This window comes from Paenibacillus sp. FSL W8-0187 (genome assembly GCF_037969755.1).
Taxonomy (GTDB): domain Bacteria; phylum Bacillota; class Bacilli; order Paenibacillales; family Paenibacillaceae; genus Paenibacillus_AQ.
The window spans coordinates 6930433-6955636 of record NZ_CP150206.1 but is presented as its reverse complement, the minus strand read 5'-3'; the positions used below and the strand labels follow the sequence as shown (position 1 = coordinate 6955636).

At 50.5% G+C, this 25204-nt stretch carries 21 protein-coding genes and 1 riboswitch; of the genes, 18 read left to right on the top strand and 3 right to left on the bottom strand.

All coding sequences use genetic code 11. The features are described from left to right. Window positions 1–18: 18 nt before the first annotated feature. The 6 genes from MKY48_RS31525 (at window position 19) to MKY48_RS31500 (ending at window position 5828) form a co-directional block, all read left to right on the top strand. Complete coding sequence (locus MKY48_RS31525) at window positions 19–717, top strand: response regulator transcription factor (protein ID WP_339291880.1); 699 nt, start codon at window positions 19–21, stop codon at window positions 715–717. After that, window positions 714–2066: a HAMP domain-containing sensor histidine kinase gene (locus MKY48_RS31520; protein ID WP_339291879.1), complete on the top strand. Its 1353-nt coding sequence runs from the start codon at window positions 714–716 to the stop codon at window positions 2064–2066. The genes MKY48_RS31525 and MKY48_RS31520 overlap by 4 nt, the downstream gene beginning before the upstream one ends. Window positions 2067–2155: 89 nt before the next feature. Further along, window positions 2156–2794 (top strand): PepSY domain-containing protein, encoded by a 639-nt coding sequence (locus MKY48_RS31515; RefSeq protein WP_339291878.1) that lies wholly within the window; start codon window positions 2156–2158, stop codon window positions 2792–2794. A 131-nt stretch (window positions 2795–2925) separates the two neighbouring features. Continuing rightward, the gene (locus tag MKY48_RS31510) at window positions 2926–3564 is read left to right on the top strand and encodes a PepSY domain-containing protein (RefSeq protein WP_339291877.1); all 639 of its coding nucleotides are present in this window, start codon (window positions 2926–2928) and stop codon (window positions 3562–3564) included. Between the two features lie 275 nt (window positions 3565–3839). After that, window positions 3840–4157: a phasin family protein gene (locus tag MKY48_RS31505; protein ID WP_076323924.1), complete on the top strand. Its 318-nt coding sequence runs from the start codon at window positions 3840–3842 to the stop codon at window positions 4155–4157. Beyond that, window positions 4158–5828: an AarF/ABC1/UbiB kinase family protein gene (locus MKY48_RS31500; RefSeq protein WP_339268580.1), complete on the top strand. Its 1671-nt coding sequence runs from the start codon at window positions 4158–4160 to the stop codon at window positions 5826–5828. It abuts the gene before it with no gap. Here the strand turns inward: MKY48_RS31500 and MKY48_RS31495 are convergent. Beyond that, on the bottom strand, window positions 5825–6394 hold the full coding sequence (locus MKY48_RS31495; protein WP_339291876.1) for a hypothetical protein: 570 nt from the start codon (window positions 6392–6394) through the stop codon (window positions 5825–5827). The two genes, MKY48_RS31500 and MKY48_RS31495, sit on opposite strands and share 4 nt — an antisense overlap. Before the next feature lie 195 nt (window positions 6395–6589). Between MKY48_RS31495 and MKY48_RS31490 the strand changes: the two genes are divergently transcribed. From MKY48_RS31490 to MKY48_RS31480, 3 genes are all read left to right on the top strand, one after another. Next, window positions 6590–8221: a DEAD/DEAH box helicase gene (locus MKY48_RS31490; RefSeq protein ID WP_339291875.1), complete on the top strand. Its 1632-nt coding sequence runs from the start codon at window positions 6590–6592 to the stop codon at window positions 8219–8221. Between the two features lie 95 nt (window positions 8222–8316). Beyond that, entirely contained in the window at window positions 8317–8667 is a 351-nt protein-coding gene (locus MKY48_RS31485; RefSeq protein ID WP_076323927.1) for a DUF3243 domain-containing protein, read from the top strand. A gap of 774 nt (window positions 8668–9441) precedes the next feature. After that, window positions 9442–10695: a hypothetical protein gene (locus MKY48_RS31480; RefSeq protein ID WP_339291874.1), complete on the top strand. Its 1254-nt coding sequence runs from the start codon at window positions 9442–9444 to the stop codon at window positions 10693–10695. 25 nt (window positions 10696–10720) lie between these two features. On the opposite strand, the gene MKY48_RS31475 is transcribed toward MKY48_RS31480, so the two are convergent. After that, the gene (locus MKY48_RS31475; protein WP_083659735.1) at window positions 10721–11257 is read right to left on the bottom strand and encodes a hypothetical protein; all 537 of its coding nucleotides are present in this window, start codon (window positions 11255–11257) and stop codon (window positions 10721–10723) included. 290 nt (window positions 11258–11547) lie between these two features. Here MKY48_RS31475 and MKY48_RS31470 point away from each other — a divergent pair, with 290 nt between their 5' ends. From MKY48_RS31470 to MKY48_RS31445, 6 genes are all read left to right on the top strand, one after another. Further along, on the top strand, window positions 11548–12027 hold the full coding sequence (locus MKY48_RS31470) for a glutathione peroxidase (RefSeq protein ID WP_076323929.1): 480 nt from the start codon (window positions 11548–11550) through the stop codon (window positions 12025–12027). 499 nt (window positions 12028–12526) lie between these two features. Then, window positions 12527–13888 carry an FAD-dependent oxidoreductase gene (locus MKY48_RS31465; protein ID WP_339291873.1) on the top strand — a complete coding sequence of 454 codons (1362 nt, stop codon included), beginning with the start codon at window positions 12527–12529 and terminating at the stop codon, window positions 13886–13888. Window positions 13889–14015: 127 nt separating this feature from the next. Then, on the top strand, window positions 14016–14612 hold the full coding sequence (locus MKY48_RS31460; protein ID WP_339291872.1) for a DUF4352 domain-containing protein: 597 nt from the start codon (window positions 14016–14018) through the stop codon (window positions 14610–14612). A 247-nt stretch (window positions 14613–14859) separates the two neighbouring features. Next, window positions 14860–15453 (top strand): TetR family transcriptional regulator C-terminal domain-containing protein, encoded by a 594-nt coding sequence (locus tag MKY48_RS31455; protein WP_339291871.1) that lies wholly within the window; start codon window positions 14860–14862, stop codon window positions 15451–15453. A 105-nt stretch (window positions 15454–15558) separates the two neighbouring features. Further along, entirely contained in the window at window positions 15559–16806 is a 1248-nt protein-coding gene (locus MKY48_RS31450) for an MFS transporter (RefSeq protein ID WP_339291870.1), read from the top strand. A gap of 332 nt (window positions 16807–17138) precedes the next feature. Then, complete coding sequence (locus MKY48_RS31445; RefSeq protein WP_339273717.1) at window positions 17139–18011, top strand: formate/nitrite transporter family protein; 873 nt, start codon at window positions 17139–17141, stop codon at window positions 18009–18011. A 145-nt stretch (window positions 18012–18156) separates the two neighbouring features. Here the strand turns inward: MKY48_RS31445 and MKY48_RS31440 are convergent, their stop codons facing one another. Continuing rightward, window positions 18157–19983 (bottom strand): APC family permease, encoded by a 1827-nt coding sequence (locus MKY48_RS31440; RefSeq protein WP_339291869.1) that lies wholly within the window; start codon window positions 19981–19983, stop codon window positions 18157–18159. A 163-nt stretch (window positions 19984–20146) separates the two neighbouring features. Continuing rightward, a riboswitch (cyclic di-AMP (ydaO/yuaA leader) is annotated at window positions 20147–20342 on the bottom strand. Window positions 20343–20824: 482 nt separating this feature from the next. On the opposite strand from MKY48_RS31440, the gene MKY48_RS31435 reads away from it, so the two are divergent. From MKY48_RS31435 to MKY48_RS31425, 3 genes are all read left to right on the top strand, one after another. Next, window positions 20825–22912 carry a molybdopterin oxidoreductase family protein gene (locus MKY48_RS31435; RefSeq protein WP_339291868.1) on the top strand — a complete coding sequence of 696 codons (2088 nt, stop codon included), beginning with the start codon at window positions 20825–20827 and terminating at the stop codon, window positions 22910–22912. A 342-nt stretch (window positions 22913–23254) separates the two neighbouring features. Beyond that, the gene (locus tag MKY48_RS31430) at window positions 23255–24232 is read left to right on the top strand and encodes an ABC transporter permease subunit (RefSeq protein WP_339268559.1); all 978 of its coding nucleotides are present in this window, start codon (window positions 23255–23257) and stop codon (window positions 24230–24232) included. 27 nt (window positions 24233–24259) lie between these two features. Beyond that, a complete protein-coding gene (locus tag MKY48_RS31425) occupies window positions 24260–25159 on the top strand; it encodes a carbohydrate ABC transporter permease (protein WP_339268557.1) in 900 nt (299 codons plus the stop codon). Window positions 25160–25204 lie beyond the last annotated feature (45 nt).

The following is a 25204-nucleotide window of genomic DNA, read 5'->3' as shown; positions in this document are numbered from 1 at the left end:
TCGGTAGGAGGGACGCGCTTGAGCGGGAAGATACTAATTGTTGAGGATGAAGCGAAAATATCCCGTTTGCTTGAAATCGAGCTGGAGAGTGAAGGATATCAGGTCACCAAGGCGGATAACGGGCTGGATGCGCTGGAGGCATACCGCAGTCAGGACGTCGATTTAATTCTGCTGGACGTTATGCTCCCCGGTTTGAGCGGGATTGAGCTGCTGCGGCGGATTCGTGCCCATGATTCCCACACAGCCGTACTGCTGCTGACAGCCAAGAGTTCCGTGGAGGATAAAGTATCGGGGCTTGATCTTGGAGCCAATGATTATATTACGAAGCCGTTTCAGATCGAAGAGCTGCTGGCGCGGATTCGTGCTGCGCTGCGGCTCCAAGGCAAGCAGGAGCCGGAAGAGCAGGTGGCAGGAGAGTGGCTTACAGCGGCGGATTTGAAATTGAACGAAGGTACACGGGAAGTCATTCGCGATGGCAGAAGGATCGATCTGACGCCGCGTGAATTTGACTTGCTCGTATACTTACTGAAGAACAAACGGCAGGTGCTGAACCGCGAGCAGATTCTCGCTGCCGTATGGGGATACGATTATTACGGCGACACCAACGTCGTCGATGTATATATACGTTATGTCCGCAAGAAAATCGATCATGACAGCACATCCGAGCTCATTCACACCGTCCGCGGTGTCGGCTATGTGTTGAAAGAGACCCCATGAAGCTGAGCAGTAAAATCCACCTCTATTCATCGGTGCTGATGGCGGCCATTCTGATTGTCATGAACTTATCCGTATACTATGTGTTCAGCAAAATGACGGTGGACAGCCAGTTGGAGCAAGCGGAAGCCGAGGACTCCAGAATATCGAGGGAAATGGCCAAGGCTGCGGATACGATTCCGGTGGGCGAATTGCTTCGGAGCTATGTGCCGCTGGACGGGAAGATCCAATTGCTCGGACCCAATGAACGGTATCCATCGACTTGGGTGACTTCCTCCGGGGAGGATATGGATGAGCTCAAGCTGCCTTACGATACGAAGAGGCAGGTGAAGGTCGTCGAGTATGAAAATATCCGCTACACGATGGTTTCCCTGCCCCTCATCTGGAGAGACGGGGTCGTGGTCAATATCCAGGTCGCCCGCAGTCTTGCCGCTACGATGGAGACGCTCCAAGTGCTGCGAATCGTGCTGGTCGCCGTAACCGCAATTGCCTTAGTTCCGGTCATCATCTCGACGCGGATATTGGGGCGTTTAATCGTGCAGCCGATTACGGCTTTGATCCAAACGATGCGGGAGATCCGGCAAAGCGGGCGGTTTCGGCGAATCGAGCTGAAGGAGAAGTCGAAGGATGAATTGGTGGAGATGGGGGCTGCATTCAACGATATGATTACGCTGCTGGAGAGCAATCATGCAAGGCAGGAGCAATTCGTGTCCAATGCTTCCCATGAGTTAAAGACACCGCTTACCATCATCGAGAGTTACGCCAGTTTGTTGAAGCGGCGAGGTCTGGACCGGCCCGAGCTATTCATGGAATCCGTTGAAGCGATCCATTCGGAAGCGATCCGGATGAAGGAGCTGACGGAGCAGCTGCTGCTGCTTGCCCGCAATCAGGATCAATGGCAGGTCGAAATGGAGCAGGTGGATCTGGTGACATTATCGGAGTCTTCCGCGCGCGCATTTCGCGATGCCTATAACCGCACGGTGGAGGTTGAAGCCGATGGCGGGGTTCTCGGCTGGACGGACAGCCGCAGGCTGAAGCAGCTCTTGTTCATTCTGCTGGATAATGCGCGCAAATACAGCGATGAGCATATCGTCATCCAGGTCGGCAGGAAGCCAGCGGAAGTTTATATCCGGGTCATCGACCGCGGAATCGGCATTGCCAAAGATGAGCTGGAGCACGTCTTCGACCGTTTCTACCGGGTGGACGAGGCTCGTACCCGCCGGGGTGGGGGCGCCGGCCTTGGTCTGTCCTTGGCAAAGGATATCGCAGAGGCCATCTCGGCTTCGATAGAGCTGGATAGCCTGCCAGGTGTGGGTACAACCGCCACGATTCGGCTTCAAGCAACGAAATAAAAAGGCTGCCAACTTCCCTTTTTCTCATCGTATTCTAACCATACTGCGCTATACTGACGGTAAAGACAGATTGTATCCGAGGTGATTCGATGCGTAAAAAAGTCAGTCTGCTGCTGGGTGTCGTGATGCTGGTAGCGGTTTTGATTATTGTGAATGCGGTATGGAATCCTTTTAGCCCTTCAACTTCCGCCATGTCAACGGATGAAGTGGTGGAGGAGGTGCTCTCCCAATATCCTGGCGGCGAAATAACGAAGACCACGCTGGATGGCGGGGTGTATCGATTGGAGCTACAGTCGGCTACCGGAACGTATGAGATGACGGTGGATTCCCGCCAGGGCGACATCGTGTCCATCCAGCAGCTGAATGAGAGGGCTTCGCAGCCGCCCACCGAACCGGTTGAGCCCACGGAGCCGGATCCAGATACTCCTCCTTCCGAGCCAGCGGATCACGGTGACAAGGAAGCAACAGGGGGAACGACGGGCGGGGAAAGTGGAAATGGAAGCGGCACTTCGGGACCGCCTGCAACGATGATTACCAAAGAATATGCGATCAAGCTTTCTTTAGAGAAGGTACCGGGAACGGTGGAAGACGTGGAATATCGCGAGAACAAGAGCAGTCGTTACTACCTGGTGGAGATCGAGCGGGAAGACGGACGTGAAGCGACCATTCAAGTCCATGCGATTACCGGCAAGATCATGACGGTGACTTGGGATGATGAGGACGATTGATGAATAGATGAGAGGTCTTGTCCGTGTTTTCTCATCGTTTTCTAATCTTTCTCTCTGAAAGCTCTCATGTTGAGAGAGTATATTGGGTTTGTAGAGATCAACAGGAGAGAATCATGAGGAGGCGTAAGATGATGAAGAAGAAAATATGGTGGGCAGGCGCACTGTCCATAGCCATCGCGGCAAGTGGAGTATACGGCTATAACGCTGTACAGGCGGCAGGATCCGGACAGACGACTGCAGTGGGAACTCAGGCAGCAGCGAAGCAGCAGCTAATCGGAATGGAGAAAGCAGAACAATTGGCACTGGCTGCTGCCAATGGCAAAGTGGAGAGCATGGATATAGACCGGAAAAAGGGCAAACTGGTGTACGATGTGGAGATCCAGCAGAATAACCGGGATGTGGATGTATGGATTGATGCCTATACCGGCAAATCCCTTGGCGTAAGAGTGGACCGGGATGACGATGATGATCTTGACAACCTTCCAGGCAATCTGATCGGTGCCGGCAAGGCATCCGCTATCGCCGTTAAACACGTTAAGGGCGGGACGGCTGTGGAAGTGGATCTGGACCAAGATGACGGCAGATGGGTGTATGATGTCGAAGTGAAGACAGCAAACGGATCATCCGACGTAGAAGTCCATGCGGTCAGCGGTAAAGTGATCAAGGCAGAGTATGAGAAATACGACGACCATGATGACGATGATGTCCATGATGACCATCACGATTGGGATCATGATGATCACGACGATCATGATGGGGATGACGACTAAGTCATTCTCTATCTATATGGGATAGCATTAATAAGCGAACAGGCGGATCATTTTCTTCCCGCCTGTTCGCTTTTTACATTGTATTTTACATAATAAGCATGGCTGGAATGCAATTTCTTGTTATCCGAATGTGGATTGCCCTCATATTTCATGTGAATTCAGGGGAAATTGATAAGGCAGCTTCTCTATACTTATGAAAGCAAGTCCAAGGATAGATGTTTTTACCAGCGTTAAAGGTTATAATGGAACCAGACAACGACCGGGAGGGATATACCGTGAGTGATCTTTTTAAGAAAGCAATCTCGTTAGGATTGGGCCTTACCGTGGTCAGCAAGGAAAAAGTTGAGAAAATCGTGGATGATCTGGTCAAACGCGGGGAGCTTGCTCCTGCGGAGTCCAAAGCGCTTGTAAACCGTCTCGTCGAACGCGGCGAAGAGGAGCAGTCGCAGATCAAGACCTATATTTATGAACAGGTGCAGCGTGTATTGTCCGATCTGGATGTTCCCAAAGAGAGTGATGTCGCCAGCCTGGAACAGCGCATTGCTACTCTGGAGAAGAAGGTTGTAGAACTGGAAGGATCGCGGCAGGAATAGATGGCGGTCCGAATCCGACATGCCGGACGTTACCGGGAAATCGCCATGGCGCTCATGCGTCATGGCTTTGGCTATATGGTGGAAGAGATGGGACTGTTTCATGTTCTGTCGCTGCCTGTTCGCTGGAGTTCCAGGGAACAGCCGGAGACGATTACGCTCGGGGAACGCATACGGCGAGTGCTTGAGGATCTTGGCCCCGCCTTCGTAAAGCTCGGACAGTTGGCGAGTACAAGATCGGATCTGCTGCCGGACCATATTATCCAGGAATTGGTGAAGCTGCAGGAGCGGGTGCCTCCTTTTTCTTCCGCGAGCGCACGGGAGCTGATTGAGCAAGAGTGGGGTATGCCGATCGATGAAGTGTTGAGTGAGTTTGAAGACAAACCGCTGGCCGCGGCCTCGATTGGGCAGGTCCATGCGGGGAAGCTGAAGTCCGGAGAGCATGTAGCGATCAAGGTTCAGCGGCCCGGGGTAGCCCGAATGATCGGTCGTGACTTGGAGATATTGCGGGATTTAATCTCGATTGCCGAGCGCCACTGGGAATGGGTGAAGCAGTACCGTGTGGACCGGATTGTTGACGAATTTGCCAGAGCGATGATGGCAGAGCTGGATTACAGCCATGAAGCCCGAAACGCAGAGAAGATAGCCTCCCAGATGTCGGAGCATGAATTTATCCGCATTCCGCGGATTTATTGGGAGTACACGTCTTCCAAAGTGCTGATGATGGAGTATGTCGATGGCCTAACGTTAAGCCGGAGGCAGGAGATCGTGGACAAGGGACATGATCTGAAGGCGATCGCTGAACATTTGATCGATGGCATGCTGCAGCAGATCTTTATTGAGGGATTTTTTCATGCCGACCCTCATCCGGGGAATTTGCTTGTCAGGGAGGACGGCAAGCTGGTCTTTCTGGATTTTGGGCTGGTGGGTCACCTCAGCGAAGATATGAAGGACCATCTGTCCGGACTCATTATTGCCTTGATGCGGCGGAATTCGGAAGGGATGATCCGGGCGATTTCCAAAATGGGATTGATCCCGGACGATTGCGATATGGATTCGCTCCGGTCGGATATGGACCGGCTGCGTGGAGAGTATTATGATGTGCCGTTCGCTCAAGTGCGCATCGGCAAAGCATTGACAGATCTCTTTGCCGTTGCCCAGCGCCACCGGATTATGCTGCCGCCGGATATGACGCTGCTCGGCAAATCATTGCTGACGTTGGAAGGGGTCATCGAGATGCTGGACCCGAACCTGAGCATTATCGATATGGCGGAGCCTTTTGGCCGAAAGCTATTGAAGAAGCGGTATAACACCCGCCGGATCAGCAGGAAGGTGCTGGATGGGGTGAGCGGACTTGCAGAGAGTTTGCTTGATCTGCCCGGACAGGCCAGGCAGCTGTCGGCTCTGATCAGCAAGGGGAAGTTGCGGGTGGAGATCAGTGTTCCGGAACTGCAAACCCTGATGCGCAAGCTGGATCAGATCAGTAACCGGCTGTCCTTCAGCATAGTGCTTCTGGCTTTCAGCATCATCATGGTGGGTCTGATTATCGGCTCGTCGCTGAGCCGGGAGCCGATGATGCTGTGGAGTTTCCCCGTGATTGAAGTCGGGTTCATTGTAGCCTTGCTCATGGTTGCATGGCTGCTGTATGCCATTTTCAAATCCGGCAGGTTCTAGCCAGTAGACTCAGATCTTGCCCGCTTGCGCTGCTGCACCCAAGTTTGGACTCCGATGAGGATCCACTCTATGAGGTGAAAGAATAGGGCAATGAGAAGTGCTTGCAGCCAGCCGCCGACAGGCATGCCGGGCACAATCAGAGACACAATGTACAGCAGAACCGTGTCGGTCACAACTGTGACCGCCTGTTTGATATAGATGGAGGTATCCATGCGAAGCAGCAGCCTTAGCAGGGTGATAACTAAAGGATGAATGATACCTTCGAAGATCAGGAGTCCAATCAGGATCGTGAGCGAGAAACCGAGCCATATGCCTTGAGCGTCGTATGCCAGGACTTCACCTGACCCCGATGGATCCGACATGGGGAACCACCGGGCATATAACATCGCAAAGAATTCTAACGGTATAATGATAAAGGCCGAAATCAGCGGGATAAGCCACAGCTTCTTCCGGAAGGGGACGACAGGCTCCCCGTCGCGTCGTGAAATATAATTCATCATCAGATTGATAAGGCCGAACAGGATCATCAGGATGAGTGCTGACAGGATGATCTGCAGGGTATGCATATCGGGGACACCTCCTCGCTGGTGCAAACTGGATATCTATATCATTGACATTACCAAAGTCAGGGTCTTTTGTCAGTTGAAAAGAAATACAACGAAAACGTTCCGGTCTACTTAGAACGAATTCGATCGACATTTTGTTGGGACTTATATGTAAGTATGTTTGTTTGCTATATCCAATCGACCTGACGCAAGCAGATGCTAAATAATTTAAATGAGGTGGAACGTTTGCCGAACTTTCAACAGCTGGGCATTGACGAACAAAGAGTACGGAAACTGAAGGAGCAGGGAATTGCGGTGCCGACTCCGGTACAGCAAGAGAGTATCCCGCCGCTGCTGCAAGGAAAGGACGTTATCGCCCGGGCGAAGACGGGCACTGGCAAAACGCTGGCTTTCATGCTGCCGATATTGCAGCATATCGATCCCAAGCGGGCGTACCCGCAGGCGCTCATTATTGCGCCGACACGGGAATTGGCATTGCAGATTACGGAAGAAGCCAAGAAGCTGACAGCCGGCGAGCCGGACGGGATCAAAATCCTGGCGGTCTATGGTGGTCAGGACGTGGAGAAGCAACTCCGAAAGCTCGAAGGCGGACGACATTTGATCATCGGAACACCGGGCCGATTGCTGGATCATTTACGCCGGGGCACGCTTGAGCTGGGCGGTGTGAAGCAGCTGGTGCTGGACGAAGCCGACCAGATGCTGCACATGGGTTTTCTGGATGAGGTCGAGACACTGATCCATGCACTTCCGTATCGGCGCCAGACGATGCTCTTCTCGGCCACGATGCCTGCCGGCGTGAAGCAGCTTGCCGGCAGCTATATGAAGGAACCTGTCGATATCGTCATTAAGGGGGCTTCCCCGATCCCGCTGGAGCAGATCCAGCAGGTTGTGGTCGAGTGTACGGACCGCTCCAAGCAGGATGCGCTTCGTGCCATGCTCGAGGAGCATAACCCTTTTCTCGCGATTATCTTCTGCCGGACGAAGCGCAGAGCAACTATATTGAATGAGGCGCTGCTGGCCCATGGGTATCAATCGGACGAGCTTCATGGCGACCTGTCTCAGGCGAAACGGGAAGCGGTGATGAAGCGATTCCGGGATGCCAAGCTGCAGCTGCTGGTAGCAACGGACGTTGCCGCGAGGGGGCTTGACGTCGAAGGCGTGACCCATGTCTTTAACTACGATATGCCTCATGATGTTGATAGTTACATCCATCGTATCGGACGGACCGGACGGGCCGGTGGGAACGGAATGGCTATCACGTTCGCTGCCGGTAAGGATCTTAACGATCTACAGCGTATCGAGGAAGGAATCTCCCTTCGCTTGAAGCGTGTGCGCTATGATTCCAGTGCTGGAGGCCTTCGGGAAAGCACGGGCGGCTCAGGCAGGGATACGGGCAGACCGGGAAAAGCAAGAAATATCTCTTCGCTTGAATCTGATCAAGAACGTGGTCAAGGCAGAAGCCGGGCAGATCGCGGTACGGGTTCCGGGCGGAGCCGCGGTAGCGAGCAGGGTAGAGGAAGAGCCGGATCGTCACGCAGAGATGAGCGTGGCTCCGGACGGGCTGGAAGCCGCGACGGTCGTCCAGGCGAGGGACGCGGACCATCGTCGGCTGGAGGTCGCAGCAGCGGCAGTCGTGACGGCGGGCGTGCAGGCGAAGGCCGTGGACAGTCACAGGCCGGAACACGTGGCAACAGCAGCCGTGGACAGTCCAGAACCGAGGGTCGGGGAAATCAAGGCAGTCGCGGTGGACAAGGCGGTACACGATCTTCCGAAGGCCGCGGTGCAAGAGGCCAGAGTGGTGGACGGCGCGGTGGCCGCAGCCGCTAGCAGGTACAGGAGATTTTTGGAAGGCATCTGTTTCAAGCCGGAAAATCCCGTTTAAGTAGAGAGCGTTACCCAGTCAATGACAAGGAGGCGTTACCATGTCTGAACATAATCATGTAGTGAACAAGAACGGTGAACTGGATGTGAGTAAGGTCAGTGACGCGATGGACCGGATTGATGATGGGGAGAAGGAGAGGATCCTGGCCGATTTTGATGCCTTCCAATCCTATTTGAACAAGCGAATTCAGCTTGCCGAGAGTATTGGGTTGAATGAAGAGCAGCTGGCGCAGGCAGCAGAGAAGGTAGCTGGCTATCTGGCTGCCAATGAGGAGCCCCGGAATTCCGAAGAGAAGCTTCTTCAGGAGTTATGGAAGGTTGGAACCCAAGCGGAGCAGCATCAACTGGCTCATCTGCTTGTGAAGCTGGCTCAGAAACGTACGGCTCCATAAGGCAAAGTATGAGATGGAGATCCTTCCCGGCCAACTTGCCGTGGAAGGATTTTTGGGTTCAAGAGTAGTAATTAACATACTTATAGGGATGTAGGGATGTAGGGATGTAGGGATGTATATTAATTTCTATACATAATATGATGCATGCAAGCTAGAGCTGCTTGTCCGCCCCCTGGCTTCGGTATCCGGGTGAGGTGCATCGAAGAGGTATCTAGGTGCAACGAAAAAAACCAGGTGCATCGAAAAGGTATCTAGGTGCAACGAAAAAAACCAGGTGCATCGAAAAGGTATCTAGGTGCAACGAAAAAAACCAGGTGCAACGAAGAGGTATCTAAGTGCAACGAAATCGCAGTAACGATGGCCAGAACCCCGCCGAACGCCGAGGCTAACGGACATCAGATACGTTATTTTCCTGTTATGAGGTCAATTTATCGTAATTACGGACACCACAGCCGTTATTTAGCGTGGAAACAGCCAAAATATCATCTTTTTAGATGAATAACGGATCTCCTGTCCGTTTGTTTCGCTAAAAACCCCATTTTCTACGAAATAAGGTCTCCTGAGTCCGCTAGACTTTAGTGAACGCAGGACGCAGCTCCATCGCTCGGCAAGATTTACAATTACCGCTCTTCTGTCGCACTGCCGGCGCACGCTCTACCGTTGGCCTAACATACTATTTGGTACATCGTGCGAACTGCTGCCTATATGATCTACAATGTCTTCATTTCATGTGAGTTTTAGAAACAACGAAGAATATGAGGGGGAGTTGCTTGAATGTCTCTGGTGATTCATGAGCAGAGAAAGCCCAAAATGCAGCCTTTTTATTGGGTGATTACATTTGAAATGCACGTGCTGGGCATACTGCTTGGCCTGGCCCTGACACTGGGTCCTTTGATGTTACTGTACCTCTGGACCAATGTCTGGACCTGGATGAGTCTGGCGGCTATACCCGCCGGTATCTTCATGATGATTCGTCTGTCCAGAAGCCTGAAAGGGCATATCTGGAACAATACGCATCTGGACGAGTACTTGTTATTCGAAGATCATATTGAGTACGAGAGATGGGACCCGGAAACGAAAGACTCCCTGAAGGGGAGCCTTAGGATCGGTGACATCAAGGAAATATACTATGGGCGATACATCTTTCAATTCAGCTATGCTTATAAGAAAAGCAAAATGACCGAATCCGTGCCTAGTGCGGAGTTAATGCCCATTATGTACCTCGTCGCGGGAGAAGGTCAGACGGAACGGGCGGTTGCCATTCCATTCACGGATCCAATGGAGGCGAATCGTTGGCTAGAGGTTATCGGCAGAAGGGACATTCCCTTATATCTGACGTCCATCATCATTCAAGATCTGGGGGATGAATCGGTTGCGTCTTTGCTTCGCGAGGATGAGGATTTAGAGCGTTCCGAATTTGATGGCAATATGGAGCGGCAATTCCGGCCTTACCTGGACCGTCTGGTGCAGGAGAACGAGGAGGAAGACCGGGAATTGACAGAGGAGGAGCTTAATCAGCTGGAATACGAGATGAAGCTCCTCGAATACGAAGAGGCGCTGCAAAAGCGAAGATCGGCTTTCCGTGGAACCGGTTTGCTTGCGTGGCTGATTTTTCCGGTTCAGTTCGCCATCGGTTTTTGGCTGACGCGTCAGGCAGAGCTGGGGAACGCGGACCCGGAACAGCGGCTATACCCTATTCTGCTTGTTGCACTCTCCGCGATCCTGTTCTTCTTCCTGGTGAAATGGATGCGCTGGCTCCAGATCATCATGTTCTCATTGGTTACCTTTATATCGTTTATGTTCTTGGACTTTTCCGAGATCGAAACGGATCCCTCGTACCAAATGTCCAGCATGCTCCTTGCTATAGCTATGCTGTCACTGCCTGTGGTTGGTCTTTTCTATTTGGGTATCCGGTATATCCGCAAAGGAAGGGATGCGAAGAATCTGCCGCCGATGCCGGGGCCGTATCAGCCTCTCCCTGATAAAGATAAGGTGGGGATCCAGTCCGGAGACCATCTGTCAACTTAATACAAAAGCGAGAAAAACGCGCCCTTCACATTTGAGGGTGCGTTTCGTATCGGTACCTGTAGGTTTCCATAGGCTGGCTGGTAAAGGTGGTGTCGAGCTTCTTCTTCTCGCCGGGGGCAAGGGTTACGTTCTTGTACATCTCGGTGAAAACTTCCTCATCGTTCTGATCATATACGAACAAGGTAATGTGACCACGAAATGTTTGGCTCTCGTGGTAGTTGCCGGCATAGATCACAATGTCCGCATCATCCTCATTTTTATAGGCTCCAGCGTGGACCAAGATGTAGTCTTTAAAGCTTTGCAGCTCGGAACTAATCTTCTTGTCCTCAAAATTCTGATCCAAATCGGTCAGCATCGTTTCTTCTTTGTAAAGGGATTCCTGGGTGATCAGGCCAATGGGGATCGTCAGTATAAAATAAAAGGCCAGCGTCGATAGCCCAGTGCTGCGCAGCACGGTCTTCCGGTCATACCCCCCTTTGATTAAGCCGATGAAGGCAATCAGGGCCAGGACAATGACAATGAGATGCCATGGGGATATAAACATTTCGGGATACAGTTTCATTTCTTTTCCTCGCTTACCGTTGTTGAAATACGGAATCGTGCAATATTTTTCCAAACCTTAAATCATTACCCTGCTTACTTGCTGATTAAACAGCTGTTATTAGTCTATGTAAATCTTGTTTAAAGAGGTTATACATTCATCATAATGGATTTGCGGGCGACGGGGTAGAGGTCTTGGAACTGAAATTTGGTTTAGGGCCATTTATTCGATATGATGGAGGGAGATTGGCTAGGCTGTTGCGCTTGAAAAGCATGCCATCCATTCAAAACAAGCCGGGAGGAGATTCGAAGATGTCAGTTTATGAATATCATGCAACCAATACCAAAGGTCAGGAAGTCTCGCTTGATCAGTATTCAGGCAAGGTTCTGATTATTGCAAATACGGCAAGCCAGTGCGGACTTACGCCGCAATACGGAGAGCTTCAGCAGCTGTATGACCAATACAGCCAGCAAGGGCTGCAGGTTCTTGGCTTCCCGTGCAATCAGTTTGGCGGACAGGAGCCGGGTACAAGTGAAGAGGCCGAATCGTTCTGTCAATTGAATTATGGTGTGAATTTCCCAATCTTTGCGAAGATTGACGTCAATGGGGAAGAAACGCATCCGTTATTTCAATATTTGAAATCCGAGCAACCAGGACCGAATGAAGGCGGAGAGATCGCTTGGAATTTCACCAAGTTTCTGGTAGACCGCGAGGGTAAGGTGGTTCAGCGGTTCGAACCGAGGGATACGCCGGAATCGATGAAGAGTGCCATTGAATCTCTGCTTGGTTAGTAGCAGGAAGTAACGATTACATAACAGGGCTGTTTTCTTTGGGGGATTTCCCTCTGAGGAGAACAGTCCTGTTTTTCTTGGACACCACTTCGGTTAACCGGATTAATTGACAGTATCTTAGAAAACACTGAGCGTAAGTATCATTCCGTTAGATCAGGAGAAGCAAGATCCTTCAAGGCAGCACGTACTAGGATAGATGATTCTTGAATCAACTTCATGAGGCGGGCACTTATAGCTTACCCTGATACCGAACCCGTATTCTTGGTCAACTTCTTTTATCATTATAACCATGTGAAATTATGAACAATATGTGAATAACGCGATTGCCTATTGAACTGTGAAATTAATCACATTATAATAAGAGCATGAAGTGAAAACATTCACAAATAATATTACCAGTCACCACATTCATGCTCAACAAGCGTTACCAAGCATGAATCCAGGCAAAAGAGCTCATCTTAATCAAATATAAAGCTTCATACTTGGAGGAGGAAAAACCATGAAAGTAGCAGTTATCGGTTGTACCCATGCAGGAACGGCCGCCATCGTGAATACCGCTAAACTTTACCCAGAAGCCCAGATCACCGTTTATGAACGCAATGATAACATCTCATTCTTGTCTTGCGGCATCGCACTTTACGTTGGAGGCATTGTAAAAGACCCTGACGGTTTGTTCTACTCTTCACCTCAGAAGCTCGACGAGCTGGGTGTCGAAACCAAGATGAAGCATGAGATTATCTCGGTGGATACGGATAAGAAAAGCTTGAAAGTTCGGAACCTGGTTACAGAAGAAATTTTTGATGATACCTATGACAAATTGATTATTACAACCGGATCATGGCCTATCGTGCCGAAACTTGAAGGCATCGATCTCAATAATATTTTGCTCTGCAAAAACTACAATCATTCCAATGCGATCATTGAAAAAGCGCAGGAAGCGAAACACATTACGGTTGTCGGAGCCGGTTATATCGGCGTGGAGCTTGTTGAAGCCTTCCAGCAGAACGGCAAGCAGGTTACGCTGATTGATAGTGCCGACCGCATTCTAAACAAATATCTGGACCCTGAATTTAGCGGCAAGATCGAGGAATCCTTCCGTGAAAAAGGGATTGAGATGGCTCTCGGTCAGACCGTGACTTCTTTCCAAGGCGAGAATGGCAAGGTGAACAAGGTCATTACCGATAAAGGTGAGATCGACACGGATCTGGTGATCCTTTGCATCGGCTTCCGTCCAAATACGGAGCTGCTGAAGGGGCAAGTGGATATGCTGAAAAACGGTGCCATCGTCGTGGATCAATATATGCAAAGCAGCAAGCAGGATGTATATGCAGCAGGCGATTGCTGCTCCGTACACTATAACCCGACGGGTAAAATGATGTACATTCCACTGGCAACTAACGCCGTCCGGATGGGTACGCTCGTTGCACGCAATCTTGTGCAGCCGACAACCCCATATATGGGAACGCAAGGTACGTCGGGATTGAAAATATACGAACACAACATTGCCTCGACGGGATTGACCGAAGGAGCCGCCAAGGACGAAGGCTTGAAAGTGGAGACGGTCACCATTACGGATCATTACCGTCCGGAATTCATGCCTACCTTCGAAGAGGTTACGCTGAAGGTGGTATATGAGCAAGACAGCCGCCGGATGCTTGGTGCACAGGTCATTTCCAAAGTGGATATGACGCAATCCATTAACACGCTGTCGGTATGCATACAGAATCGGATGACGATTGATCAATTGGCATTCATCGACTTCTTCTTCCAGCCGCATTACAACAAACCGTGGAATTTCCTTAACACGGCTGGACTGCAGGCATTGCCGGCGATCGAAACGAAAACACCGGTGCATTCGTAATCCTATTTACTTGCGAGACCCCTGATTTGGGGGTCTTTTTCGTGTTTTTGAAGGAAAATGGATTTTGACAGCGAATTGGAAAATATCCGGACATGTAGATATCGACTTTCAGGAGGTAGGATAAAGTATGAATAAAAAAGTAATGTTGGCTTCGGCTGTGTTGTTCTCCATGCTGCTGACGGCTGCTTGTTCCAATGATCAGGCTGATCCTCCCGCAGAAACTCCGCCGGCTGTTGTGGATAGCGAGGGGACAGGTCAGACGGACACATCTGAAGAGCAGCCGCCTGCAGAACCAACCCAAGAGGAGGACCAACCGTCCGACAACGCAGAGGTGAAGCCGATCGGCGAATCTGCCGCGGTGGGCGATACGGTGGATTATCACGGCACGGTCATTACGCTGAACAGCGTGCGCGAATCCGAAGGGGACGAGTACTTAAAGCCCCAGCCGGGTCATACGTTTAAAGTGGTTGACATTACCGTGAAGAACAATGGCCAGGCGCCGCTGGTCATCTCTTCCGCGTTATCTTTTTCCCTGACGGATTCGAGCGATCTTAACTATACGGTTCCCATTACGGATGATGTGAAGATGCTGGACGGCACCATTGCCCCAGGCGGTGAACTGACAGGAGAAATTCCGTACGAAGTGAAACAGGGGGTTACGGGGCTGCAGCTGAGTTATGGCGATCCGATGAAAGAAGGAAGAGCCATTTGGGCAGTGGAATAAAAAAATATTATATTTGTTTCGGGATGTACGAGTGATGAGAGGATTTTGCTTAGGCAATGTCCTTTTTTCTATGTCATTGTCAAGCCGTCGCTTTACATGGGGGAATGTTTTCAGTATGATTAAACCGTACAGTCGGTTTTTTATTTGGAATGGTGTTTATTGATTTTAAATTCATTTTGATTACAAGAAACAGATTTCTGCTTACTGATTGCGGACTATTATTTCCAAGCAAGGAGTGCTTACACCGATGTCTTCAGAAAAAGCGCAGCGAAAGCGGGATTTGATTCTGGATAAAGCGAAGGAGCTGTTCATCCAGCGCGGGTATGCGGCAACATCCATGGATGAACTGGTCAAGTATACGGGTGCCAGTAAGGGAAGTATCTACTATCACTTTGAGAGCAAGGAAGATTTGTTCGTCAAGCTGCTGGCGAAGCAGAATCAGGAATGGATGGAAGCCTGGAACGATAAAAAAGTCCGTTACGCCAGCTTCGAGGAGAAGCTGTACGGCATTGCCGATCATATGGTCGATGACTTCCAGAATCCGCTAACCAAGATCGCGGAGGAGTTCTATATCAATCAGCCGGAGAATAAGACGATTGTGGGCGAGATGCTGGCGATTCTGCAAGGACCGCGTACGCTATACCGCGAGATTTTGGCGGAGGGAGCGGATGAGGGACGGATACCGGCAGAAGATGTCGAGGAGATATCCGTCATTTTTGGCGCGCTTCTGGATGGAATGTCGATTTCGTACTATGAACGTTCTCAGAAGGAATCGAGACTGCTGTACCGTAAGGGAGTAACTTACTTTTTAAACGGTGTGTTATCGAGTCAAGGTTCGTAATGTATTGAAGGATTTATCGGAAACGCTTCTGTCGGTTTGAACGCAGGGTGGGCGTTTTCGCACATATTATTAAACCGAATAGTCGGTTTTACTGGGGGATGGAATATGAGGCATTTGTTTGGCAACCGCGCGTTCGTGCTGCTGATGGTTTCGGATTTTATGCAAAATATCGGGATCTGGATCCGCAACATGGCGCTGTTGTTCTTTATTATGGAGAAGAGCAACCATGACCCGGTCGCCGTATCGCTGCTTACCGTGATTGAATACGCGCCCATCTTTGTGATCTCCATGATTGGCGGCGTGCTGGCTGACCGTTGGCGTCCCAAGCGAACGATGATCTGGGGAGACATTTTAAGCTTTTTATCCATACTGCTTATCCTGTTTGTTGTGTATGCGGGATATTGGCAGGCCGTGTTTGCGGTGACCCTGGTCTCGGCCGTTGTATCCCAATTCTCGCAGCCTTCGTCCATGAAGATCATCAAGCGCTGCTTACCGGATGAGCATGTGCCCGCGGCCACGGCTTTGTCCCAGACCTCGATGTCGCTGTTCATCATTTTGGGACCGATGGTCGGCACGACGATCTATCAAGCTTTTGGATTGCAGGCTTCTTTAATCAGCTTGTTGGTTCTATTCGGCGCTTCGGGGATCGTGCTGGCGTTTCTCCCTTCCAGTGTGGATGAACCATCTAAAAATTCAGAATCGACCGGTTCTTTTATGAAGGACTTGAAGGCAGGCTTCACTTACATCGGTTCCAGTCGGCTGCTGAAGGTGCTGTTGGTGGTCTACGTTTTATTGGCGCTCGGCAGCGGACTTGTTCAGCCGCTCGATATTTTTGTCATCACGGAGCGTCTACAGCTGGCAATGTCCAGCGTTCAGTGGTTCACCGCGCTAGAGGGTCTTGGCATGTTGATTGGCGGCGTGCTGGCCGCCGTGATTGCAGGGAGAGTGAAAGGCTCCTACCTGCTGTTTGCCGGGCTTGCCTTCCTCGGCCTTTCGACCTTTGTCGAGGTGCTGTCCCAATGGCCGATCCTGACCGGCGCGATGCGCTTCGTAACCGGGGTGCTGATGGCGATGGCGCAGACGGTATTGATGGCCGTGATGATGCAGCAGGTGGAAGAGAAATTCATTGGTCGGCTTAATGGCGTGATGACGCCGATTTTTACCGGCATGCTGCTTATCGGCTCCGGGTTTACGGGATGGTATATGTCGGCGACCTCCATTGTGGTCGTGTATTTCACGGCAGGTGCGCTCTTCCTGCTGTCGTCCTTCATTAGCATGAAACTTCCGATCTCGAACGTTCCGGTTCAGGAAAAGGAAACGCCTGTTAGGATAGAGACTGCCGCCGAGGCATAGGCTGCTGGTTTAACATGATGGTGGTATAAAGGCATAGGCTTGCCGGGTTAGAACATGATGGTTGGTAATTGCATCAACCAAGCGGTGTCGCGATCCTCTCCGACACCGCTATTTTACATGTACCGCTCGCTCCGATCGAGCGAATGAGTCAGGGCAAATCAAGAGCAGCCAGGACAGAGGCTGTCTTGTCTCCTCTGACGCACGCGATCGTGATATAATTCACGTTCTTGCTATGGAGGCTGCGGTACAATATGGGTAACTGTAAACAGAAATATCAGACGCTGCATTCGAGAGATTTCAGGACGGAATGCGGGAGAAATGGGGGAGCGGCCATGGCCTATTACAAACCTGATCGCATTGCGGAGATCACCTTGGAGAACGGGGTGAAAAAAGCACATAACTCCGCCATGAACGTGATGATATTAGGATTTTTGGCGGGTGCTTTTATTGCGCTCGGCTTTTTGCTGGATATTCGCGTAATTGCCGGAGCATCGGAGGCTTGGGGAGGCATTGCCGGTTTTATAGGCGCGGCGATATTCCCTGTCGGACTGATTCTTGTATTGCTAGCGGGCGGAGAGCTGCTGACAGGCAACATGATGGCCGTGTCCCTGGCCAGATTCAAGAAGCGGATTTCCACGAAAGAAATGGTACGAAATTTAGCTCTTGTCACGGTAAGCAATATGGCAGGGGCGTTGTTCGTCGCTTATTTCTTTGGTCATGTGACGGGTCTGACAGGCAGCGGCGTTTATCTGGAGAAGCTGGTGGACATGGCAGGTCATAAGATCGACGACAGCTTCCTGCAGGCCTTCTTGTCGGGCATCGGGTGCAACTGGCTCGTGGCGCTCGCCGTGTGGCTGTCCTACGGATCGGATCAGATGAGTGGCAAAATTCTCGGGATCTGGTTTCCGACGATGGCGTTTGTAGCCATTGGCTTTCAGCACGTGGTGGCCAATATGTTCCTCATTCCGGCAGCGATATTTGAAGGATATTACAGCTGGGGCGAGTATCTGGTGAACTTCATTCCGGTATGGCTTGGCAATTTCGTCGGAGGCGCGCTGTTTGTGGGAGCTGCCTACGGGACCGTATATTTGAAGAAGGATGATAAGGTTGAGGTCATGCTTCGCGGCGAACAAGACGCCGCACTGCCGTCTGCGCCAACTACCGGCACTGCTCAACAGGTTCATTCTGCGCAGAATGTTTCTTAATATCCCGAAGCCTGGTAAGCGTCTAGGCGGAGGAAAAAAAGCTGCGATTGACCCCTCCCTTAAGAATAGGGATCGGATGATCGCAGCTTTTTTAGTGTTGTTGGCGGAGTGGATTCCTTGTATAAGTCGCAGCGGAACAAGCCCGCTATTTTTTTAAATGGTAAGGTACTGTGGTGATAATCACATCTCTCCGATACAGTAAATGTGCGCGAATGAGCAAGCTGGACTGATTGTGCAGGAAGTTATGCCAGCCCTTCTTGGGGATGAACTGCGGTATGACAACGGTAACCTGGTAGTGCGATTCGCTTGCCTTTCGCTGCACGGTATCGATGAATTTGGTCAGCGGCTGAATGATGCTCCGATAAGGCGAGTGCAGCGTCACCAGCCGGATGTCCGGCTGCCACTTCTTCCATTTTTCCTGGAAGGCCGCCTCGTCCTCCCGCTCGAACGGCACGTACACCGCGATAATTTGTCCTGCTCCCAGTGATTTGGCATAATTCAGCGAGTTCTCCACCACATGCGTGATTCCAGCCACAGGAAGAATAATAACATTTCCCTCAATCGGCTTAACCGGCTCACAGGTCGTAATTCGCAGCTGGTCTGCTACGGCCTCATAATGTTTGTGGATTCGTGTGAAGATCCAAATGATCAGCGGCAGGAAAATCAAGACGGTCCACACTTGGGCGAATTTCGTGAAAAAGAAGATCATCGTCACGATAAAGCTAATGCATGCGCCGGTGGTATTAATGATCAGCTTGACGATCCATCCTTCGGGCTTTTCGCGAATCCACTTCACCATCATCCCTGTTTGGGAGAGGGTAAAAGGGATAAACACGCCGACGGCATACAGAGGAATCAGATGCTCGGTTTTGCCTTCGAAAGTCAGCAGCAACAGAATGGAGAAGAACCCAAGTATGATAATCCCGTTTGAATATCCCAGACGGTCCCCCCGGACGGTGAACATTCGGGGAATAAATTTATCCTTCGCCAGATTAACGGCAAGCAGCGGGAAGGCGGAATATCCCGTGTTGGCGGCCAGGATCAGAATGAGAGCCGTTGTTCCTTGGATAAAGTAATAAAAAACGTTTCGTCCAAAGGTATGCTCGGCAATCTGGGAAACGACAGTGACTTGCTCGCTGGGGCTAACCCCATAGTAATAGGCCAGGAATACGATGCCCGAAAATAACATTGCCAGCAAGGATCCCATCGCGACCAAGGTTTTGGCCGCATTATTCGGAGCGGGATCCTTGAAGTTCGGGATGGCGTTAGAAATGGCTTCAACGCCGGTCAGGGCAGAGCTGCCCGAGGCAAATGCCCGCAGGAGCAGGAACAAGCTGAGACCGGCGACAGGCGTGCCGATCGGCGTGTGAAGCTCTGGTGACGCATGGCCTGTAGCTATGTTGAATATTCCGACGCCAATCAGGATAAAAAGCGCCAGTACAAACAAGTAAACCGGATAAGCCAATATGGTGGCCGACTCCGTAACCCCTCTTAAATTGAGTACGGTCAAACATAGAACGAACACGATGGAGATGGGCAGATTGTAGGCATGCAGTTCCGGAAAAGCAGACGTGATCGCGTCCGTCCCCGCCGATACGCTGACCGCAACCGTCAGGATGTAGTCGACCAGCAGGGAGCCGCCAGCGACCAATCCTGGATACATGCCTAAATTCCGTTTGGAAACCATGTAGGCTCCGCCGCCATGCGGATATGAGAAAATAATTTGTCTATATGATAGGATAAGTGCCAGCAATAAGACCAGGACCCCGACGGCAATCGGTATGGAATACCAATAGGCAGCCGCGCCAACGGTCATCAAGACGATCAGAATTTGTTCAGGTCCATAGGCCACGGACGACAAGGCGTCGGATGAAAGGATGGCCAGCGCTTTGGTTTTGTTCAGCTTTTGCTCGCCCAATTCCGTTGATTTAAGGGGTCTTCCGATGAGGAATCGTTTGATAGAAGATAACATGTTTTTCACCGCCGATTAAGAATAGGTACATGATGGGAACTGCTTGAAGTGAGTTCAATCGGTGTGCCTCATGTGCTGGACATATGGGCTATCTCCATTCCAATATTGATTTTTTGCCAAACAAAAAACACAGGTTAGAACCCTGTGTTTGATCACAAGTTCACAACCCTCTCCATCAACGCTGACGAGGTTAGCTGTCGGATTCGGGCGGTGAGAGTCGCCCTACCTGATAATAGTCGCGGCGTAAGTACGCGCTGCATCAGGATTCACCCCATAGTATGGTTGACAGATCCTATTGGTATCCATCCATACGTGTGGTTCCCCCGCTTTCCCAATTGGAAATTAAGCGAATGTCATGTGAATATGAAGAATGATTTCGAAGCTGAATAGTATATTACGCCTGCTCAAATCTTTTGTAAAACACCCTCCAACGAAGAATAAAGCAGAATTATTTATAAAAAATGACAGATAAGCGCTTACATAAATATGTGGCTTTGACAGGCTTTGTTTTTTGCATGTTTGCTATAGAAAGCATGATTTTCTATGATGCGTAAGGGCAAGTAGCTCAGATGTGATGCGATAGACGCCGGATACAAACAAATTCGCCATGCCGGTCTCGGGGGAGGAGACATGGGCATGGCGAATTTTTTGGGAGTGGTCCATGATTTGGCAAGGAAGAGAAAGGGTCTGGGTTCCTCTTCGTTGCTCTTGATAGGAATATACCCGGAAGGAAGTAGAGTGAAACACCCGCTCAGAAAAAAATGTAAGACTTTACTGGAGCCCTGATTTTCTTTTAAGATAAGGGGATATGATTCAGCGTGTACAAGGGGGAATGGACGAAATGACTCAAGCGATGATTCATCAGGAGAATGGTGTGTTTCCGGCGGTATGTCCGTTGGATTGTCCCGATACTTGCGGTTTGCTGCTGCATAAAGAGAATGGAAAAATCGTGAAGGTTACCGGCAATCCGGATCATCCGATGACGCAGGGAGCCATCTGTAATAAAGTCCGCAATATGGCACATCGGGTGTATCATCCCGAGCGCGTGCTTTATCCGCTGCGGAGGGTAGGGCCCAAGGGTGAGGGGGCTTTCGAGCGGATCAGCTGGGATGAAGCGATTCAGGAGATTACCGGGCGCTACAAGAAGCTGATCAAGGAATATGGCTCCGAGAGCATTCTACCATACAGCTTTTACGGCAATATGGGGATATTGAGCGTGGACGGTATGGATCGGAGATTCTTCAACAGGCTGGGCGCCAGCCGCCTGAAGCAGTCGATCTGTAATTCCGCAGGCACTGCGGGCTGGAAATCCGTGATGGGGTTTAATGGAGGCACCGTCCCGGAGGAAACCGTTCATGCCGATGTCATCATTGTCTGGGGCGGTAATATCGTCAGCACCAATATGCACCAAGTAGTGCTGGCAGAGAAAGCACGCAAGGCCGGTGCCAAGGTCATTGTGATTGATGTTCATAAGAACCAGACCGGGCAATGGTCGGATTGGTTCATTCCGCTGTTTCCGGGCACGGATGCGGCACTGGCGGTCGGCCTCATGCACATCATGTTCCGAGATGGCATGGTGAATGAGGAATTCCTCCGGCAGTATACGCTCGGGCATGAAGCCTTGCGTGAGCATGTCAAAGACTATACGCCGGAGCATGTATCCTCCATTACCGGCATTCCGGTAGAGGATATCGAGAAGCTGGCCGAGCTGTATGGCCGGGCCGGTACTTCTTATATTCATATTGGTAACGGTCTTCAGCATCACGACAATGGAGGCTTGACGGTGCGCAGCATCGCGGCGCTTCCGGCCTTGACCGGACAATGGCTGAAGCGGGGCGGAGGGGCTGCCAAGTCGAATGGTGGCTACAACAGCATGGACAGCGATGCACTGGAGCGTCCGGATCTCCGGCCGAATCCGGATGCCAGGACCATTAACATGAACCGGATCGGCGAGGCGCTTGCCATGACCGAACAGCCGATTAAGTCGGTCTTTGTCTATTGCAGCAACCCGCTGGTTGTCGCTCCTGACACCGGGCGGGTGCGCGAAGGGTTTGCAAGGGAGGATCTGTTTACCGTCGTACACGATTTGTTCATGACGGATACAGCCAAGTATGCGGACATCGTGCTTCCGGCAACCTCCTCATTTGAGAATACAGACCTGTTCGCATCCTACTGGCATCAGTATATCCAGCTGCAGGAGCCGGTCATTCCGGCGCTCGGGGAGAGCAAGAGCAACGTGGAGCTGTTCTCCTTGCTGGGCCGGGCCATGGGGTTCACCGACCCGGCCTTCCATGAGACCGAAGAGGAGATGATGGCAAGAGCGCTCGACTTCCCGGACAACCCTTATCTGAACGGCGTCACGATGGACAAGCTAAAGGAACACCGCTATGTGAAGCTTGACATGACGCCGCTTGAAACATATCTGGATCGTTTGCCGACGCCTTCGGGCCGGATCGAGCTTTACTCCGCGAAGTTGGAGGAAGCAGGTCTTCCGCCTCTTCCGACTTACGTGCCCTTGAAGGAAGGATATGACGGTGTAAGGCGCGGCCGCGGGAACAGATACCCGCTTATGTTCATTTCGCCGCCGAACCACAACTTCCTGAATTCGACCTTTGCGAATGTGGAGAAGCATCAGAAGTTGGAGAAGGAGCCTGCCCTGCAGATTCATCCGGCGGATGCAGAGGAACGCGGTATAGTGGACGGAGACATGGTTACGGTGTACAACGACCGTGGAACCTACGAAGTCCGAGCCAAGGTGACGGATAAAATGCTGCCGGGCACCGTAGTCAGCCAAGGCTTGTGGTGGGAAGGCGAAGGCAGGAAGCAGCGCGCCAATGCCCTTACACCCGACAGGTTGTCGGATATGGGCGAAGGGGCTACCTTCTTCTCAACGGTGGTGGAGGTCAGGACTACAATAACCGGTGCTTAAAGATGAATACAAAGACTGTCTTGAAGGTCTATATGACCTGAAGGCAGTCTTTTTTTAGAGATAAGAAAGTATAAACATCCGAGGGCTTAACATCCATATATTGCAAGAAAAACTTCCACTAAATGCGGTCTGTCTGCTGAGAAAGTAAGTCGATCGACGTTTTTTATTGGCTGGAAAGGATAAAACATTCCGGTAGAAGTGTAAAAAATCGGGGTTTTATTATATAGATTCAAAATATTCCCAAAGTTAGAATGATACTAAGTCAATTGCAAGCGGTTTCGGAATGGTCGATATTCAGAGACCTGGCATGCTTTTACATCATTTCGTAACAGGAGGATCTATATGCCGCAAGTTACTACAGAACAGCAACCATCACCCATTTCCCGGCAGCCAAAAGTCCATAACAAAAGTTTCCTTAGGCGCTTAATGAAGCAATGGGATGTTCAACTCATGGTATTACCCGGCGTGATTCTGGTATTCATTTTTGCCTATCTGCCTATGTATGGCGTGATCACCGGTTTTATGGATTATAACCTGTTCACCGGCTCAAGGATTTGGGATAACCCGTGGGTTGGTTTTAAGCATTTTGAAGCCTTTTTTGCCGCCCCCGAGTTTGAAAGAATTTTGCGCAACACGATTGTGATCAGTCTGTTGAAATTCTTTATCGGATTTCCAGCACCGATTCTACTGGCCCTCTTATTGAATGAAGTTCGCCATATGTTATTCAAAAGAGTCATCCAGACGATTACATATCTGCCTCATTTCTTATCATGGGTTATTGTGGCAGGCTTCACCACTGCCCTGCTGTCAACGGAAAACGGAAGCATCAATATTCTGCTCGAGAGCATCGGGGCCATTGATGAACCGATCAATTTCCTCTCATTGAAGGAATATTTTTGGACGATCCTGATTTCGGCCAACGTATGGAAGGAGATCGGATTTAACTCGATTGTATTCCTTGCTGCAATTGCGAGTATCGATCCGGCGCTGTACGAGGCTGCAGACATTGACGGGGCTAGCAAGACCAAGCAGATCTATCTGATTACGCTTCCTTCGATTATGCCGGTTGTCATCATCTTCATGATTCTTGCTATCGGCAACTTGCTCAATGCAGGCTTTGAGGACATCTTGCTCCTGGCATCCAATCCGGTGCTGAGGCCGGTTTCCGATGTTATTGATACGTATGTCTATCGAGTGGGCCTTGGGTCACACCGTTATTCTTATGCGGTTGCTATCGGATTGTTTAAGGCGATTATCAGTGTAGGACTGCTAACGATCGCGAACTATTTGGCTCGAAGATCTGGTAATAGCTTATGGTAAGAATCAGCAGCCCTCAGGAGGTACGGCATGTTAAAAAGAATTAGCTTCAGTGACAAGGTTACGCTTATCGTGATTTACGTCTTTCTCAGTTTACTAGCCTTCTCGGCGCTCTATCCGTTCTGGAATGCAATTGCTGTTTCCTTCAACGTAGGTGTGGACACCGCAAAAGGCGGAATCACCTTCTGGCCAAGAGAGTTCACAACCGAAAATTACAATATCATACTCCAAGATGATCGACTGCTTAACGGATTCTTTATATCCGTAAGCCGTACCATAGTCGGAACTGCAACCTCCATATTCATGACAGCGCTCCTGGCATTCGGGATGACCCGTTCGTATCTGATCGGACGCAAATATTACACATTGTTCTTTATATTTACCCTCTATTTTGGCGGAGGATTGATTCCAACGTATCTCCTGATCCGTTCCTTGGGATTGATGGATAGCTTTCTAGTATTTATTATTCCATCCCTCATCAGCGTGTGGAACATGATCATATTCCGAACCTTCTTTAAAGGCCTTCCCGTTGGCTTGGAAGAATCGGCCAATATCGACGGTTGCAGCAATTGGGGCACTTTCTTTCGGATTATCCTCCCCTTGTCCGGACCGGTTATCGCTACGCTGGCTTTGTTGACTGCCGTTGGACACTGGAACGACTGGTTCCTGCCAAGCATTTACATCACCAACGATAATTTGCTCCCGATTCAGACAATTCTTCGACAAACCTTGAATGCCAATATTGTATCCGGTTCAAGCTCCGTACTCGATAGTGCTTCGACGGCGCTGCTGGAGAATGCGAGACAGATTACTTCCAAGTCGCTCACGATGGCGATGATGATCGTTGTGACTCTACCGATCATTCTGGTCTATCCTTTTGTGCAAAAATATTTTGTCAAAGGCGTGCTGGTAGGCTCGCTGAAAGAGTAGGCTCAGGAACGGTTTAAGGCGAACAGCTTTGAACATATATATTTT

Excerpts from the sequence above, each read along its gene's own strand:
- MKY48_RS31510 (WP_339291877.1), top strand. The coding sequence starts at position 2,926 with ATGAAGAAGAAAATATGGTGGGCAGGCGCACTGTCCATAGCCATCGCG.
- MKY48_RS31445 (WP_339273717.1), top strand. The coding sequence starts at position 17,139 with ATGGCCTATTACAAACCTGATCGCATTGCGGAGATCACCTTGGAGAAC.
- MKY48_RS31440 (WP_339291869.1), bottom strand. The coding sequence starts at position 19,983 with ATGTTATCTTCTATCAAACGATTCCTCATCGGAAGACCCCTTAAATCA.
- MKY48_RS31480 (WP_339291874.1), top strand. The coding sequence starts at position 9,442 with ATGTCTCTGGTGATTCATGAGCAGAGAAAGCCCAAAATGCAGCCTTTT.
- MKY48_RS31515 (WP_339291878.1), top strand. The coding sequence starts at position 2,156 with ATGCGTAAAAAAGTCAGTCTGCTGCTGGGTGTCGTGATGCTGGTAGCG.
- MKY48_RS31470 (WP_076323929.1), top strand. The coding sequence starts at position 11,548 with ATGTCAGTTTATGAATATCATGCAACCAATACCAAAGGTCAGGAAGTC.
- MKY48_RS31520 (WP_339291879.1), top strand. The coding sequence starts at position 714 with ATGAAGCTGAGCAGTAAAATCCACCTCTATTCATCGGTGCTGATGGCG.
- MKY48_RS31495 (WP_339291876.1), bottom strand. The coding sequence starts at position 6,394 with ATGCATACCCTGCAGATCATCCTGTCAGCACTCATCCTGATGATCCTG.
- MKY48_RS31475 (WP_083659735.1), bottom strand. The coding sequence starts at position 11,257 with ATGAAACTGTATCCCGAAATGTTTATATCCCCATGGCATCTCATTGTC.
- MKY48_RS31425 (WP_339268557.1), top strand. The coding sequence starts at position 24,260 with ATGTTAAAAAGAATTAGCTTCAGTGACAAGGTTACGCTTATCGTGATT.
- MKY48_RS31460 (WP_339291872.1), top strand. The coding sequence starts at position 14,016 with ATGAATAAAAAAGTAATGTTGGCTTCGGCTGTGTTGTTCTCCATGCTG.
- MKY48_RS31450 (WP_339291870.1), top strand. The coding sequence starts at position 15,559 with ATGAGGCATTTGTTTGGCAACCGCGCGTTCGTGCTGCTGATGGTTTCG.
- MKY48_RS31490 (WP_339291875.1), top strand. The coding sequence starts at position 6,590 with ATGCTAAATAATTTAAATGAGGTGGAACGTTTGCCGAACTTTCAACAG.
- MKY48_RS31430 (WP_339268559.1), top strand. The coding sequence starts at position 23,255 with ATGCCGCAAGTTACTACAGAACAGCAACCATCACCCATTTCCCGGCAG.
- MKY48_RS31465 (WP_339291873.1), top strand. The coding sequence starts at position 12,527 with ATGAAAGTAGCAGTTATCGGTTGTACCCATGCAGGAACGGCCGCCATC.
- MKY48_RS31455 (WP_339291871.1), top strand. The coding sequence starts at position 14,860 with ATGTCTTCAGAAAAAGCGCAGCGAAAGCGGGATTTGATTCTGGATAAA.
- MKY48_RS31435 (WP_339291868.1), top strand. The coding sequence starts at position 20,825 with ATGACTCAAGCGATGATTCATCAGGAGAATGGTGTGTTTCCGGCGGTA.
- MKY48_RS31500 (WP_339268580.1), top strand. The coding sequence starts at position 4,158 with ATGGCGGTCCGAATCCGACATGCCGGACGTTACCGGGAAATCGCCATG.
- MKY48_RS31485 (WP_076323927.1), top strand. The coding sequence starts at position 8,317 with ATGTCTGAACATAATCATGTAGTGAACAAGAACGGTGAACTGGATGTG.